General features: G+C 67.0%; 12 protein-coding genes. 10 read left to right on the top strand and 2 right to left on the bottom strand.

Features of this window, described 5'->3' with window-relative positions:
• The first annotated feature begins 100 nt into the window (after window positions 1–100).
• The 4 genes from AC3ANP_RS00955 (at window position 101) to AC3ANP_RS00940 (ending at window position 7,899) form a co-directional block, all read left to right on the top strand.
• On the top strand, window positions 101–2,167 hold the full coding sequence (locus tag AC3ANP_RS00955) for an acyltransferase family protein (protein ID WP_488331524.1): 2,067 nt from the start codon (window positions 101–103) through the stop codon (window positions 2,165–2,167).
• Between the two features lie 110 nt (window positions 2,168–2,277).
• Window positions 2,278–4,350 (top strand): acyltransferase family protein, encoded by a 2,073-nt coding sequence (locus AC3ANP_RS00950; protein ID WP_488333114.1) that lies wholly within the window; start codon window positions 2,278–2,280, stop codon window positions 4,348–4,350.
• A 189-nt stretch (window positions 4,351–4,539) separates the two neighbouring features.
• Entirely contained in the window at window positions 4,540–6,051 is a 1,512-nt protein-coding gene (gene guaB, locus AC3ANP_RS00945) for an IMP dehydrogenase (RefSeq protein ID WP_488331523.1), read from the top strand.
• A gap of 6 nt (window positions 6,052–6,057) precedes the next feature.
• Window positions 6,058–7,899, top strand: a complete 1,842-nt coding sequence (locus AC3ANP_RS00940) for an ABC transporter ATP-binding protein (RefSeq protein ID WP_488331522.1) — start codon at window positions 6,058–6,060, stop codon at window positions 7,897–7,899.
• 36 nt (window positions 7,900–7,935) lie between these two features.
• Here AC3ANP_RS00940 and AC3ANP_RS00935 read toward each other — a convergent pair whose 3' ends face one another.
• Window positions 7,936–8,436 carry a hypothetical protein gene (locus tag AC3ANP_RS00935; protein WP_488331521.1) on the bottom strand — a complete coding sequence of 167 codons (501 nt, stop codon included), beginning with the start codon at window positions 8,434–8,436 and terminating at the stop codon, window positions 7,936–7,938.
• A 179-nt stretch (window positions 8,437–8,615) separates the two neighbouring features.
• On the bottom strand, window positions 8,616–9,263 hold the full coding sequence (locus AC3ANP_RS00930) for a hypothetical protein (RefSeq protein WP_488331520.1): 648 nt from the start codon (window positions 9,261–9,263) through the stop codon (window positions 8,616–8,618).
• Window positions 9,264–9,472: 209 nt separating this feature from the next.
• Between AC3ANP_RS00930 and AC3ANP_RS00925 the strand changes: the two genes are divergently transcribed.
• The 6 genes from AC3ANP_RS00925 (at window position 9,473) to guaA (ending at window position 16,151) form a co-directional block, all read left to right on the top strand.
• A complete protein-coding gene (locus tag AC3ANP_RS00925) occupies window positions 9,473–10,609 on the top strand; it encodes a GuaB3 family IMP dehydrogenase-related protein (protein WP_488331519.1) in 1,137 nt (378 codons plus the stop codon).
• A gap of 94 nt (window positions 10,610–10,703) precedes the next feature.
• A complete protein-coding gene (locus AC3ANP_RS00920; protein ID WP_488331518.1) occupies window positions 10,704–12,455 on the top strand; it encodes a glycerol-3-phosphate dehydrogenase/oxidase in 1,752 nt (583 codons plus the stop codon).
• A 71-nt stretch (window positions 12,456–12,526) separates the two neighbouring features.
• Window positions 12,527–13,015, top strand: coding sequence for a PTS sugar transporter subunit IIA (locus AC3ANP_RS00915; protein WP_488331517.1), 489 nt, complete (start codon window positions 12,527–12,529; stop codon window positions 13,013–13,015).
• 91 nt (window positions 13,016–13,106) lie between these two features.
• Window positions 13,107–13,970, top strand: coding sequence for an SURF1 family protein (locus AC3ANP_RS00910; protein ID WP_488331516.1), 864 nt, complete (start codon window positions 13,107–13,109; stop codon window positions 13,968–13,970).
• Window positions 13,967–14,479 carry a DUF3817 domain-containing protein gene (locus tag AC3ANP_RS00905; RefSeq protein WP_488331515.1) on the top strand — a complete coding sequence of 171 codons (513 nt, stop codon included), beginning with the start codon at window positions 13,967–13,969 and terminating at the stop codon, window positions 14,477–14,479. The genes AC3ANP_RS00910 and AC3ANP_RS00905 overlap by 4 nt, the downstream gene beginning before the upstream one ends.
• Window positions 14,480–14,558: 79 nt before the next feature.
• Window positions 14,559–16,151: a glutamine-hydrolyzing GMP synthase gene (gene guaA, locus AC3ANP_RS00900; protein ID WP_488331514.1), complete on the top strand. Its 1,593-nt coding sequence runs from the start codon at window positions 14,559–14,561 to the stop codon at window positions 16,149–16,151.
• Window positions 16,152–16,177: the final 26 nt, after the last annotated feature.

Genomic DNA, 16,177 nt, shown 5'->3' with positions numbered 1-16,177 from the left:
CGCATGGCTCAATGGAGCTCCGCGGTACGCGCACCAAATGGCGGGAAATATTACGAGTGGGTAACATGGTTGCTTTGGTTATCTGTCTGAGGCGTTTTCTATGACACAGCAAAAGTCCATACCGAGCTCTGCCCTGACCGGCCGGGTGCCTCAAGCGGGCCGAAAATCGTCGTTCCGGCCGGAAATCCAGGGTCTGCGGTCCTTGGCGGTCCTCATGGTGATGACCTACCACATCTGGCTGGACCGGGTTTCCGGCGGTGTGGACGTATTCCTCCTCATTTCCGCCTTCCTCATGACCCTGCAATTCGTCGGGCGCTATGAGCGGGGTCAGCCAACCGGACTGATCAAGCACTGGCTGCACCTGTTCCGGCGCCTGCTCCCTGCTGCCGCTGTGGTGATCGTCGCCATCCTCGCCGCCAGCCTGCTGTTCCTGCCCAGGACGCGCTGGCTGGAGATCATCAGCCAGGGCTGGGCATCGCTGAGCTACACGGAAAATCTGCTGCTGCAATCGCAGGCCGCCGACTACTACGCGGCCAACCGTGGCCTGGCCAGCCCTTTCCAGCACTTCTGGTCCCTGTCGATTCAAGGCCAGGTATTCATCCTCTGGCCGATCATCTTCGTTCTGGCAGGGCTGGTGGCGCGGCGCTTCAGGCTTAGATACCGTGCGCTTTTGGGTCTCGTCTTCGGGGCGGTCTTCGTGGCCTCGCTCACCCACTCCATTATTTTCACGGCTGCGAACCAAACCGAGGCGTACTTCGATACCCGCGCGAGACTGTGGGAATTTGCCCTCGGTACCCTGGTGGCTTTGGCGCTGCCCGCCCTCCGGATACCCCGGCGCTGGCGGGTGCTGCTTGGTTGGCTGGGAATTGTGGCGATGCTGAGTTGCGGCATCCTGCTCAACGTCCAGGGATCGTTCCCGGGTTTTGTTGCGCTCTGGCCAACCCTTGCCGCGGCGTGCGTCATTGTCGCCGGCCAGACCGCCAGCAGACTCGGCGTTGACCGTTTCCTCAGCTCCGGTCCGCTGGTCCGGCTGGGTGACACGTCCTATGCGCTGTATCTGTGGCACTGGCCCGTGCTGGTCATCGCGCTGGCTGCTACCGGTCGGGACCAGGCGGGACCCATCACCGGGGTGGTCATTGTGGCCGTTTCCCTGATCCTCGCCTATCTGACCACACGCTTCATCGAGAAGCCTTGGCGGAGCTGGCAGTGGCCGGAACTGCGGCGCCGCCGCGCCGCCATTGCTATTGTGGCTGCCGCGGCCGTGGCGGCGGTTCCGCTCGCCGGACTCCAGACGCAGCTCTACTTCGAAAGCCAGGCGGACCTGGCGAAAGCGGCGCGCAACAACCCCGGGGCCCAGGCGCTCACGCCCGAGTTTGTCAGCCAGGCCGATGCCGACGCGACGCTGCTTCCCGCCCCGGAGCGGCTGGGGCAAGACTGGGCCAATCTTCCGGAGCCGTGCAGCGGGGATTTGAAGCCGCAGAATCCACTCGTGCAGGGAAACTGTACGCAGACCAAGCAAGCGGGCCTGGCCGGTGCCGGAGCCAAAACGGTGCTGGTGCTGGGCGACTCGCACGCCGAACAATGGCTCCCCGCAGTCGAGCCCGTCAGCGCCGCCAAAGGCTGGCGGCTGTACACGATTGTTAAGGGTGGTTGTAAACCCAGCACCACGGCTTCGCAGGGACTCGCCGAGTGCGATGAGTTCAACGCCGCAGTGACCGACGAGATCAAGAGGAACCCGCCGGACGTCATGGTGATGGTCGGCACTGCCGCGGCGCCCTCGTCGCCAGAGGAGACCCTGATCCCCGGCCTGGAGGCCTCCCTGAAGACGTGGACGGACGAAGTCATCGCCGTGGTGGTGTTGCGCGACAACCCCAGATTCGGGTTCAACATGGCCGAGTGCGTGGTGACGAAGGGTGCCGGTGCGCAGGAGTGCCGGCCGGCCCGGGACGGGCTCCTCGCCGCCACCAGCCCCCTCGACGCGCTCGGAACGCTGCCGGGTGTGGTCCCGCTCGACCTGACCGACCTGATCTGCGACGGCAGCGAATGCCCGGGCGTCGTCGGCAACACCTTCGTCTACCTGGATGACAACCACCTCAGCCGCACCTACTCAGCGAGCATGGCGCCCATGTTCCGGGACCGGCTCCTCGCTGCCACCGGATGGAACTAAGCCGCGACAGCCTGGCTTAGACGCTGCCCGTCGATTGGCAGTTAACATTACGGATCGGTAACATTGCTGCTTTGGAAGACGGCGTGAAGGGTCCGAACGTGCCGAACCGGCTGACCGCAGAGAGCCCGCGCCATGTGGCGGCGGGCTCTCCGGCGAGCCGAAAATCGGGTTACCGGCCCGAAGTGCAAGGTCTCCGGGCCCTCGCCGTGCTCATGGTGGTGACTTACCACGTCTGGCTCGGGAGAGTCTCCGGCGGTGTGGACATTTTCCTGCTCATTTCCGCCTTCCTGATGACGCTCAGCTTCGCCCGCAAGGTCGACGACGGGAAGCCGCTGCGGCTCCTGAACCACTGGCTGCACCTGCTCAAACGCCTGTTGCCCGCTGTCGTCGTCGTGGTGCTGGCTGTGCTGGTAGGCACCTGGGCCGTCCTGCCGCAGAGCCGCTGGGCGGATATCCTCGACCAGGCCTGGGCCTCGCTGTTCTACCGGCAGAACTGGCTCCTGGCAGACACCGCCGTCGACTACTACGCGCAGGACCACTCGGGAGCAAGCCCGCTGCAGCACTTTTGGTCGCTGTCCATCCAGGGCCAGGTGTTTCTGCTGTGGCCGCTGGTCTTCGCCGGGACCGCGCTGTTGCGCCGCGCATTGCGGCGCTGGACCGGGCTGCACGAGCGCCTGCTGAACTACCGGCTGCTGCTGGCCCTGGCTTTCGGTGCGATCTTCGCCGTTTCGCTCGCATACTCGATCGACCAGACGGCGGGCAACCAGGCCTATGCCTACTTTGACACCCGGACCCGGCTCTGGGAATTCGCCCTCGGCTCGTTGCTGGCACTGGGCCTGCCGTACCTGAAACCGGGCAAGGCGCTCCGGGTGGTGCTGGGTTGGGCCGGCCTGGCCGCGATGCTTTCCTGCGGCCTGCTGCTGACCGTGGACCGGTCGTTCCCCGGCTTCATCGCGTTGTGGCCGACGCTGGCCGCAGCAGCCATCATTGTGGCGGGCCGCAGCGGCAGCCGCTTTGGCGTGGACCGGTTCCTGACCTGGCGCCCCCTGGTGGCTCTCGGCGACAACTCCTACGCGCTCTACCTCTGGCACTGGCCCCTCCTGGTCCTCGCGCTCTCGGCCCTGGGACTGAGCGCCCCGGACCTGTGGCAGGGCCTGGCCATTGTCGCCGCTTCCGTGTTGCTGGCGGTCGTAACCACCCGCTTTGTGGAAAAGCCGCTCCGCGACTGGCACTGGCCGCAGCGCCGAGCGTGGCGTACCGCCGTCGTCATCGCCGCCTGCGGCGCCCTCCTGGCCGTCCCCGTCAGCGCCTGGCAGACCCACATGAGCGCCGACGAGGCGGCGGCCGCCTCGCAGCCCAGGGAGTTGACGCCCGGGGCGGCGGCGCTGGCACCGGAAAACGCCGGCAAACCGACGCCGGCGGCCAAGATCATCCCGGCGCCGGGGGCGATGAAGAACGAATGGGCCGACATTGATGGCCTGTGCACGGACAGCAACGTGCCGGACGATCCGCTGCTGGCCGGGTGCCTGCAGAACGCCCGCCCTGACCACGTGACCAAGCGGATCGTGGTGCTGGGGGACTCGCACGCCCAGCAGTACATGGCGGCGCTCGGGCCGATCGCTGCGAGCCGCGGGTGGGAAGTGGTCACCCTCCTGAAGGGAAACTGCCGCTTCGGTGCCGAGGCCGCCGAGCGGGACGCCGACTGCAACGCCTTCAACAAGGCCAGTGCCGACTACGTCCTGGAACACCAACCCGATGCCGTCTTCACGGTTGCCTCGCTCACCCACGCGGAGGCTCCCTACGAAACAGAAGTGCCGCAGTACCTGCCGGGGATCAAGCCGTTCACCGACGCCGGCATCGACGTCGTCGGCATCCGTGACAACCCCCGCTTCAGCATCAACATGCCCGAGTGCGTCCAGAAGAAGGGGGCCGACGCGGCGGACTGCAACGTCCCGCTGCAGGAGTCGCTGGCCGCATCCTCGCCGCTTGACGATTACCGCGGAAAGGTCGACCGCCTCCACCTGATGGACATGAGCGACTTCATCTGCGCCGACGGGACCTGCCCCGCTGTGGTCGGAAATGTCTACGTCTACAAGGACGACAACCACCTGACCAAGACCTACGTCCAGACCATGATCCCGATGTTTGAAGAACGGCTGCTCGCTGCCACCGGCTGGAAGTGACGCCGGTTGGACGGTTCCGGCGCCGGCGCATGCCCCAGCTCACAATGACCGCGCGGAATATGGGGATCGCCGCCAAGGTTCTACTATTTACTCAACACTTCTGCACAGGCCACGCCCGTAATGACGGGCTGGTCATCTGCTGCAATCCCTACCCGTGAACCCGGAAAACCCAAGGTAAGAGGCGCACTCATGACCCAGCCCGAACACGATCCCTTTGGCTTTGTTGGCCTGACCTACGACGACGTCCTGCTCCTGCCCGGGCACACCAACGTCATTCCCTCCGAGGCCAACACATCATCGCGGATCTCCAAGCGCATCACCGTGAACACCCCGCTGCTCTCCGCGGCGATGGACACCGTGACCGAATCCCGGATGGCCATCGCGATGGCGCGCCAAGGCGGCCTCGGCGTGGTGCACCGGAACCTCTCGATCGCCGACCAGGCCGACCAGGTCGACCGGGTCAAGCGCAGCGAGTCCGGCATGATCACCAACCCGCTCACCATCGGCCCCCAGGCCACCCTCGCCGAACTGGACGAGATCTGCTCGCACTACCGGGTCTCCGGCCTGCCGGTGGTTGACGAAGGCATGCGGCTGCTCGGCATCGTGACCAACCGCGACACCCGCTTCGTTCCGGAAACGGACTTCGGTATCCGGCTGGTCAGCGACGTGATGACCAAGATGCCCCTGGTCACCGGCCATGTCGGCATCAGCCGCGAGGAAGCCTCCCACAAGCTCGCCACCAACAAGATCGAAAAGCTTCCGCTGGTCGACGAGCAGGGCCGGCTCAAGGGCCTGATCACGACCAAGGATTTCACGAAGGCCGAGCAGTACCCGCTGGCCACCAAGGACGATGAGGGCCGGCTGCGCGTCGGCGCCGCCATCGGGTTCTTCGGTGACGGCTGGGAGCGGGCCATGACGCTGGTCGACGCCGGCGTCGATGCCCTCTTCGTCGACACCGCCAACGGACACTCGCAGGGCGTGCTGGACATGATCGCCCGGTTGAAGGCCGACCCGGCAGCGGCGCACGTCGACATCATCGGCGGCCAGGCGGCGACCCGCGAAGGGGCGCAGGCCCTGATCGACGCCGGCGCCGACGGCATCAAGGTCGGCGTGGGCCCGGGGTCAATCTGCACCACCCGGGTGGTGGCCGGCGTCGGCGTTCCGCAGATCACGGCGATCTACGAGTCCGCCAAGGCGTCCATCCCGGCAGGCGTGCCGCTGATTGCCGACGGCGGCCTGCAGTACTCGGGCGACATCGGCAAGGCGTTGGTCGCCGGCGCCGACACCGTCATGCTCGGCTCCCTGCTGGCCGGTTGCGACGAGTCCCCGGGCGACCTGATCTTCGTCAACGGCAAGCAGTTCAAGCTGTACCGCGGCATGGGTTCGCTCGGAGCCATGCAGACCCGCGGGAAAAACACCTCCTACTCCAAGGACCGCTATTTCCAGGCGGACGTTTCCGGTGATGACAAGCTCATCCCGGAGGGTATCGAAGGCCGCGTCGCCTACCGCGGCCCGCTGGCCTCGGTGGCGCACCAGCTGGTCGGCGGCCTGCGCCAAACCATGTTCTACACCGGAGCCCCGACCATTCCCGAGCTGAAGGCCCGCGGAAAGTTCGTCCGGATCACCGCTGCAGGGCTGAAGGAATCGCACCCGCACGACATCCAGATGACGGTGGAGGCACCGAACTACGGCTCCCGCTAAACCCACGTGTCGGAACTGAGGCCCGCCCGGGAACCCGGCCGAAAGCTCGCGCTGAGGCCCTACGCCCGGGCGGTTGCCCAGGTGCTTCGGGTCAGCTTCCGGGCCTCGCCGGCTGCCGTTGTGATGAAGGTACTCGGCTCCCTGATCTCGGCGGTGCTGCCGTTGGTCACCACCTACTTCGCCGCCCTGACCACGACGGCGCTGGCGGCCGCCTATGCGGGCAACGCCGCCGCCGGGCAGCGGGCGATCGTTTACGTCGTCATCACGGCGGCCCTCGGTCTCTTCTGGGGCGCGTTCAGCAGCGTGGACCGCTACATCCAGCAGCTGATGAGCTTCCGGGTCGGGGCGGTCGTGGGGGACCAGATGTACGAGCGGTTCCTCGCCCTCGACTTCTGGCGCTACGACGACAAGGAGACGGTGGACCTGTACGACCGGGCCAAGCGTTTCTCCGATTCCTACGCGCGGGTCCTGGACCGGATCGCCGCCATCTTCACCCAGCTGGTCTCGGTGATCCTGGCCATCGGGGCGCTCCTGCTCGTCAGCTGGTGGATCGCTGTGATTGTCCTGATCGCGATTGTGCCCAGCGTCTACCTGCAGTTCAAGCTCTCCCGGGAACAGATCGCGCACTGGAATACCCAGGTCGATTCGCGCCGGCAGCGCCGGATGATTGAAACAAACCTGCTGCGGCCGCAGCACATCGCGGAGATGCGGCTCTACGGGATTGTCGGCTACCTGATGGGGCTCCGGTCCCGGCTCCGGGACGCGGACGAGAAACGCCGGCTGGACTTCCAGAAGCGCTACATCCCGAAGCAACTCGCCGCCGACGCGCTGCAGTACGGTGCGGAGTTGGTGTCACTGATCTGGGTGGTGGGCCAGGTCATCGCCCGGGCCCAGCCGGTGGGCCAGTTCCTCTACGTCCAGCAAATTGTCAGCCGCGCCCTGTCCACCGCCAACAACCTGGTCTCCTCACTCAGTTCCATCGACGAGGACCTCGCGAACCTGAAAGACTACGAGCTGTTTATGGCGCTGCCGGTGCACTCCGGCCATGCCCCGGCCCTCCGCCAGACGCCGCGGACCGTGGAACTGCGGGACCTCAGGTTCTCGTACACCGGAAGCGAGGTGGAAGTCATCAAGGGAATCTCGCTGACCATCCGGCAGGGCCAGCACGTTGCCATCGTGGGCGAGAACGGCGCCGGAAAATCCACCCTGATCCGGATTCTTGCCGGGCTCTACCGCCCGGACTCCGGGCAGGTACTGCTCGACGGCGTTGACCTCGCCGCCATCGACGTAAAGTCCTGGCACCGCCATCTTGCGGTGCTCAGCCAGGAATTCCTCAAATACGAGTTCGCCACCGCGGCGGAGAACATCTTCTTTGGCGACGTCCACGCACCCCGGGATGACGGCCGCGTCCGCCGGGCCGCGGCCGACGCGGAGGCCCTGGAGTTCATCGACAAGTTGCCCAACGGCCTGGACAACTACGTCAGCAACTGGATGGAAGACCCTCGCGGCCGCAAGGGCAGCGGGCTCTCCGGCGGACAGTGGCAGCGGCTGGCCATGGCACGGAACTTTTACCGGAACGCCGAGTTCATGGTGATGGACGAGCCCACCTCAGCCATTGACGCTCTCGCGGAGCACCGGATCTTCACCCGGCTGTTCGCCGAACGCGGCAGCACCATCATCGCCATCAGCCACCGGCTTGCCACGATCGAGAAGGCCGACGTCGTCTACATGCTCGAGGACGGGCAGATCGTGGAACAGGGCACCCACAAGGAACTGGTTGCGCTGCGTGGCCGCTACTTTAGGATGTTCGAGTCGCAGCTGAGCCTGGACCCTCAAAGCGGTCCGTAACCCGACCCGCGGTGCCGTCAGGGTGGCGCCACGTGCCTAACGGCGGTCGAGCCATCGGGAGTAGAGCCCGGAGCTGTTCCTCATGAGCCGGCCCGTATACGCCAGACCTGCGGCGACGCCCAGGGGCACTGCCACGAGCATGCCGAGCAGGGGGACTGCGTCCACGGAACCGCCCATAGGGGTCAGCACCGCCAAGGCCACGATGCCCACGGCGCTGGCGATGAGCATTGTCCGGATCATGCCGGGGGTAATCCGGATTCCCTGTTCCACCCGGGGGATGTCCGAGGCCGGCTTCGGCGGCTTGCGGGTAAAGCGCGGCCAGGCGGTGAACGCCCAGCCCAGGGCCGCGAAGATTCCGCCAAGGATCATCATGACCACCCCAATCTCCGCGCTTTGTCCCAGGGCGGCGGCAAGTCCGGCGTGCACTGCTCCGGCCACCGCCAGCACTGCGGGGTACCACCACGCCGAGAAGACCCAGGACCGGCGCTGACCGAAGCCGAACGCCGTTGCGCGGGGATCCGTTGCCGTGCGCGTCATGCCGGTGTCCGCTCATGCCGGAACTGAGCCCCGGTCTCCACGCTCTTCAGCCGCGTGCCTGATTGCCCCAAGGATGTGGACAGCGACCGGAGCTGTTCCATGTCCGCGCCGTAAATCCCAAGCGCCATGATGTCCCCCAATTTTCACTGCACCGTGATGTGCTCTGCACCCAAACTACGTCATTCGTAACGGCGCGGCGATGGGGACTTGTCCCCGGCTGAGGCGGACTCCACCACGGTGGTGCGGACCCTCGCCAGGCTGGGCCGGGCGGGAACGCTGCTGAAGCCGAAGGTCACGGCCGGCCGGATCGGTACCAGGGTGCCCTGGTCCGCGCCGTCCCAGGCGACCCGGGCGCTGGTGATCCGGTGCAGATCTGTCACGCCGTAGGACTCCCGCCGGCCGTTCCCGGCGGCGCCGGAGGTCCGGGCCCCCGGGCTGAGGAGGGCAGCCAGCGGGTCGATGGCCCGCAGCCACGCCGGATGGACAGCCAGACGGTGCGGGACGGCCCTGAGACCTAGGCCCATCACCGTCCTGGGACCGACGGCGGCGTCGATGCGCCGCGGACCGGCGGCAACTGCCAGCCGGCCGTCGTCCAGGCTGGCATCCACCTCCACGACATGCACCTCGTCGAAGCGGTAGGTGGTGGAGACGAACTCCGCCACCTCCGCGGAGGGGGCCAGCAACAGGCGGCGCCCGGAGCTTTCCTGGACCATGACGTCCGCGAAGGCAGCGAACGGGGAGGCATGCCAGAGGCCGATCACGGCCCGGAAGCCTGAGGCAGCACCGATCCCGGCGATATGCCCGTCAAAGACCCAGCGCTCAGCCATGGAGCCACTGTAGCCAACGCAACTGCTGGGCCGCGCTCTGCGACCGGCTACAGGGGACCGTAGCCGGCGCTGTCGCGCGGATCGTGCCAGTCCGCCAGGTCCGCCTCGCCCGCTGAGCGCAGGCGCGGGTCCGTCCCGAGCCTGCGGCGGAAAGACTCCCGGCCGCCCAGAACCACGGCCAGGAGCCACGCCTGGGATAACCTAGAGCAGTGACTTACGAGATCGAGATCGGCCGTGGCAAGCGTGGGCGTCGTGCCTACTCCCTGGATGACATTGCGATCGTCCCCAACCGTCGTACCCGCGACCCCAAGGACGTGTCTGTCTCCTGGCAGATCGATGCGTACAAGTTCGAGATGCCCGTGATCGCGGCGCCGATGGACTCGGCCATGTCCCCGGAGACGGCCAGCGCCCTGGGCCGCCTGGGCGGCTTGGGTGTCCTGGACCTTGAGGGCCTGTGGACCCGCTACGAGGAGCCGCAGCCGGTGCTCGACCAGATCGCTGCCCTTGCCAGCGAGACCAACAGCCCGTCGGCTACCCGGCGCCTGCAGGAGCTCTACAAGGCGCCGATCCAGCCGGAGTTGATCACCTCCCGGCTCGCCGAGATCCGCGCCGCAGGTGTCACCGTCGCCGGCTCCCTGACCCCGCAGCGCACCCAGGAGTTCTACAAAACCGTGGTGGCCGCCGGCGTCGACATCTTCGTGATCCGCGGAACCACGGTGTCAGCCGAACACGTCTCCAAGGACCACGAGCCGCTGAACCTCAAGCAGTTCATCTACGAACTCGACGTTCCGGTGATCGTCGGCGGCGCTGCCGGCTACACCCCTGCCCTGCACCTCATGCGCACCGGCGCAGCGGGTGTGCTCGTCGGTTTCGGCGGCGGCGCCACCACCACCACCCGCCGCGCCCTTGGCATCCATTCACCGATGGCTTCCGCGATTTCCGACGTCGCGGCGGCCCGCCGGGATTACATGGACGAATCCGGCGGCCGCTATGTCCACGTGATCGCCGACGGCGGCATGGGCAGCTCGGGGGACATCGTCAAGGCCATCGCCGTGGGCGCGGACGCGGTCATGCTCGGCACCGCCCTTGCCCGTGCTGACGAAGCCCCCGGCAAGGGCTGGCACTGGGGCCAGGAAGCACACCACAGTGAGCTTCCCCGCGGCGACAGGGTCAACGTCGGCACCGTCGGCCCGCTGGAGGAAGTCCTGTTCGGACCGGGCCACCACACGGACGGCACCTCCAACCTGGTGGGCGCGCTGCGCCGGTCGATGGCAACCACCGGCTATTCGGACCTGAAGGAGTTCCAGCGCGTCGACGTCGTCGTCTCGCCTTACGCCGGCAACTGATCCCCGCGGCTGCGCGGCGGCGGAGCCCTGCCCTTCCGGAGCACTTGGAAGTAGTGTGGTGCACTACGACGTTTGATCCAGACGGAGGCATGAGATGAACAGTTTTCCCGGTGGAGCTCCCATGGCCGGCGGTGCGCTGGGACCCGCCGAACGCGACGCGTCCATTGCCGTCCTCAAAGCCAGCACGGAACCCGGTAAGGAACTCGACATCCTGATCGTCGGCGGCGGCATCGTGGGCGCGGGTGCTGCGCTGGACGCCGTCACCCGGGGCCTGAGCGTCGGGATCGTCGAGGCCAACGACTGGGCGGCCGGCACCTCGTCCCGGTCCTCGAAGCTGATCCACGGCGGCCTGCGCTACCTTGAGATGCTCGACTTCGCCCTCGTCAAGGAGGCCCTGCACGAGCGCGGCCTGATCCTCTCGGTCCTCGCCCCGCACCTGGCGAGGCCGGTTCCGTTCCTCTACCCGCTGACGAAGCGGTTCCTGGAACGGCCCTACGTCGGTTCCGGGATTGCCCTCTACGACGCGATGTCCATCACCGGCGGCCACAGCCGCGGCGTACCGTTCCACAAGCACCTGAGCCGGCGTGGCACCCTGCGGGCGGCGCCCAGCCTCAAGGACGATGCCTTCGTCGGGTCCATCCGCTACTACGACGGCCAGGTCGACGACGCGAAATACGTGGCCAACCTGGTGCGGACGGCGGCGTACTACGGCGCACACGCTGTCAACCAGATGGCGGTGGTCGACTTCATGCGCGAGGGCGAAAGGGTCGTGGGCGCCAAGGTGGTCAACCACGAGGACGGCTCGAGCTTCAACATCAGGGCCAAACAGGTCATCAACGCCACCGGCGTCTGGACGGACGAGACCCAGGCGATGGTGACCGACCGCGGCCAGCTCAAAGTCCGGGCCTCCAAGGGCATCCACCTGGTCGTGCCGCGGGACCGTTTCCAGTCCACGGTCGGCCTGATCCTGCGGACTGAGAAGTCCGTGCTGTTTGTGATCCCGTGGGGCCGGCACTGGATCATCGGCACCACCGACACCGACTGGCACCTGGACAAAGCCCACCCTGCCGCCTCCAGCAAGGACATCGACTACCTGTTGGAGCATGTCAACAAGGTCCTGAAACGGCCGCTGACCCGGGAGGACGTCGAGGGCGTCTATGCCGGCCTGCGCCCCCTGCTGGCGGGGGAGAATGACTCAACCGCCAAACTGTCGCGGGAGCACGTGGTGGCCCACCCGGTCCCCGGCCTCGTCGTCGTGGCAGGCGGCAAGTGGACCACCTATCGGGTGATGGCAAAAGACGCCGTTGACGAAGCCACCCGCAGCATGGACGAGCGCGTCCCGCCGTCGTGCACCGATTCCATCCCGCTGCTCGGCGCGAGCGGCTTCAAGGCCGCCTGGAACAAGCGCAACCGGATGGCGGAGGAGACCGGCGTGCACGTGGCGCGGATCGAACACCTCCTGAACCGTTACGGTTCGATGGCTCCGGAGGTGCTCGCGCTGATCGCCGAAAACCCCGACCTCGCCGAGCCGCTGCCCGGCGCCGACGATTACCTGGCCGCCGAAGCTGTTTACGCGGCCCGGTTCGAGGGCGCCCGCCATGTCCAGGACGTGCTGACCCGAAGGACCCGGATATCGATCGAGGCGTGGGACCGTGGCGTGTCCGCGGCGCCCGTGGTGGCTGAACTGATCGGTGCGGTTCTCGGCTGGAGCGACGCGCAGCGCGAGAGTGAAATCAAGCACTACCTGGCCCGGGTCGACGCCGAAAGGCTGAGCCAGGAACAACCCGATGATGAGTCCGCGGACGCCGCTCGGCTGGGCGTCGAGGACATCGTTCCGCTGCGCTGATCGTCGCGTGACGCTGACCGGGCGCGGCGCGGCTCCGGCGGCGCACGGACGCCAATTTGAAGGGACAACTCTTGGCGGAACCACTGGACCGGTACGACGCCGACCTCACCACCCCGCAGATGGTGATCCTCGAGCTCGACGCGGCAGACAAGTTCGACGCCGCAGCGCAGCTCGCCAGGCGGATGTACGACGCCGGCCGGATCTCCGACCTGCAAGGATTCCTCGACCACGTCGACGCCAGGGAGCATCAGATGGCCACCGGGCTTCCCGGCGGGATCGGTCTTCCGCATGCCCGCAGCGAATTTGTGTCCCGCACCTCCATCGCGGTCGGCATCACGAAGTACGGCCGGGCGCTGGACTTCGGCGCGGCCGACGGACCGGCCACCGTCGTGCTGCTGATCGCCACGCCCGCGAGTTCCTTCTCGGACCACCTGGAGGTCCTTGCCACCATGGCCCGCTCGTTGTCCAAGGAGTCATTCCGGGAATCCCTCCGGCGGGCCTACGATCCCGAGGTCATCGCGGAGCTGATCAACTCCAGCCTGGTGTTCTTTGACCACTAGGGACCGGGGCAGGCCCGCTCTGGGGCAGGCGACCCCGCCAGCAGGGCAGCCCGTGTCGTTGTTCTACACACGGACGAAGTACGGTTAAGGGGTGCTGAAAACCGCCCTCCAACCCCGCTGGATCGCAGGCCTCGTGCTTGCGCTCGTGATCTCCGCGGTCTTTGTGCTGCTCAGCCAGTGGCAGTTCGGCCGGTCCACGCAATCCGAAGCGCCGGTTTCGACCGGAACCGAGGACGCCCGCCCGCTCACCGCTGTCCTGAAGCCCGGCGAGTTCTTTCCCGGCACCGTGTCGGATCAGATGGTCACCGCTTCCGGCCGGTACGACGGAGAGAAGCAGGTCCTGGTGGCGGGCCGGATCAACGACGGCGCCAAGGGCTACTGGATTGTCACCGCCTTCGCTGTCCAGGGCGCGCCGGCGCTGACAGGTGCCGGTGCTTCGCCGCAAACCTGGATCCCGGTAGCCCGCGGCTGGGTTGCCGATCCGGCTGACGCACCCGCGCCGCCGTCGGGCACCGTCGAACTGACCGGCCGGCTCATCCCGTCCGAGGCGCCGCTGCCCAACACCGACGCCGGCCCCGGCCGCGCTAGCGCCGTATCCGTCGCAGAACTGATCAACGCCTGGCAGGTCAGCAGCTACCCCGGGTTCATCGCCGCCAGCGCCGAACGTTCCGCCGGTGCCGACGCGGCCGCAGTCGGCGCCGTCAGACCGCTGAATATTGGCCCGCAGCCCCCGGCCCAAACGGTCAACTGGCTGAACCTGTTTTACGCCGCAGAGTGGGTGGTTTTCGCCGGCTTCGCGCTTTTCATCTGGTGGCGCCTGGTCAAGGACGACTACCGGCGCAGCCTCGAAGACGCCGAGGACGAAGCCGCAGCCCGACGGGCCGCAGCCGGCCCCCACGACGCTGATTCCTCCGAAACCGACCAGCATCCCACCAATCCGAGAGTGCAATCATGATCGAGCCCAAACCGGCCATCGAGCCGCAGCAGCCCTACGAAACCGGCAACCCCGGCGGAAAGAAACGCCGTTTCGGCGGCACCGAGGCCCAGATCCGTTCCGCACTGAAGTTTTACAAGGTCCTCGCCTACCTCACGGGCAGCATGCTGCTGCTGCTCTGTGCGGAACTGATCGCCCGTTACGGCTTCGGCCACTACCTTTTTGCCGGCGGCACCGACGCCGTCACCGGCAAGCCGTTCGGCTTCGGGTTCGCCGACGCCGAGCCGCCGGGAGTCATCGGGGGAGTCAACGTGTCCGTCACCGTGCTGATCGTGCACGGCTGGATGTACGTGGTCTACCTGATCTCCAACTTCCGGCTCTGGTCGTTGATGCGCTGGCCCTTTGCCAAGCTCATCATCCTGGCGCTCGGCGGTGTCGTACCGTTCCTGTCCTTCTTCGTGGAGAAGAAGTTCCACGCCGAGGTGGAGGCGGAACTCGCCGCCCATCCGCAGGCCCCGCAGCGCTACTGAGCCGGACGGTTCCGGCTGTGAGTTCGCTTACCCGCGGCTTCTCAGGATGCGGCCACCCGGCGCCGCAAAGTAGGCTGGGATGGTGACCACTCCCACTGCATCCCAGACGTCCCACAGGCCCGTGCTGGTTGTTGACTACGGTGCCCAGTACGCCCAGCTGATTGCCCGCCGCGTCCGGGAAGCGAATGTGTATTCGGAAGTCGTTCCGCATACCTACAGCACCGAGCAGCTGCTGGCCAAGAACCCGGCCGCAATCATCCTTTCCGGCGGCCCCGCGAGCGTCTATGCCGAAGACGCGCCAAGCGTCGGTGCAGACCTGTTCGAGGCCGGCGTCCCGGTTTTCGGCATCTGCTACGGCTTCCAGGCCATGGCCAACGCCCTGGGCGGAAAGGTCGCGCAGACCGGGCTCCGGGAATACGGCGCCACCGAAACCACCACCATTGGCGGCGGCCGCTCCATCCTCGAGGGCATGCCGCAGCACCAGAACACCTGGATGAGCCACGGCGACTCCGTCCACGAAGCCCCGGCCGGCTTCGAAGTACTGGCGACGACCGCAGGCGCCGACGTCGCGGCCTTCGCCAACGAGGAAAAAGGCCTGTACGGCGTGCAGTGGCACCCCGAGGTGAAGCACTCCGCCTACGGGCAGGAAGTTTTGGAAAACTTTCTGTTCAAGGGCGCCAAGCTCGAACCCAACTGGACCACCGGCAACATCCTCGAGGAACAGATCGAACGCATCCGCGAGCAGATTGGGGACTCCCGGGTTATCTGCGGTCTCTCCGGCGGCGTCGACTCCGCCGTTGCCGCCGCACTGGTGCAGCGCGCCGTCGGGGATCAGCTGACCTGCGTCTTCGTGGACCACGGGCTGCTGCGTGAAGGCGAAGCCGAGCAGGTCGAACGCGACTTCGTTGCGGCCACCGGCGTCAAGCTCTACGTCGCGAACGAACAGGAACGCTTCCAGGCCGCCCTGGCCGGGGTCAGCGACCCCGAAACCAAGCGCAAGATCATCGGCCGGGAATTCATCCGGGCCTTCGAGGAGGCCGAACGCGCCATCGTTGCCGAGGCAGCGGCGGACGGCGAAAAGATCAGGTTCCTGGTCCAGGGCACGCTGTACCCCGATGTCGTCGAATCCGGCGGCGGCGAGGGCGCGGCCAACATCAAGAGCCACCACAACGTGGGCGGCCTGCCCGAAGACCTGCAGTTCGAGCTCGTGGAGCCGCTCCGCGCCCTGTTCAAGGACGAGGTCCGGGCCGTCGGAGCCCAGCTCGGGCTGCCGCAGGAAATCGTCGGCCGGCAGCCCTTCCCCGGGCCCGGCCTGGGCATCCGGATCGTCGGCGAAGTCACCAAGGAACGGCTGGACCTGCTCCGGAAGGCGGACGCGATCGCCCGCGCCGAACTGACCGCGGCGGGCCTGGACAACGAGGTCTGGCAGATGCCGGTGGTACTCCTGGCCGACGTCCGCAGCGTCGGTGTGCAGGGCGACGGCCGCACCTACGGCCATCCGATCGTGTTGCGCCCGGTGTCCTCGGAAGACGCCATGACGGCCGACTGGTCGCGGCTGCCGTACGAGCTGCTGGCCCGGATCTCGAACCGGATCACCAATGAGGTGGACGGGGTCAACCGGGTGGTCCTGGACGTCACCAGCAAACCGCCGGGAACCATCGAGTGGGAATAGCATGACGAGTGGCCGGTCCTCCTTCG

It is taken from the genome of Arthrobacter sp. JB02-1C (assembly GCF_057748045.1).
This window is presented reverse-complemented; position numbering and strand designations above follow the sequence as displayed.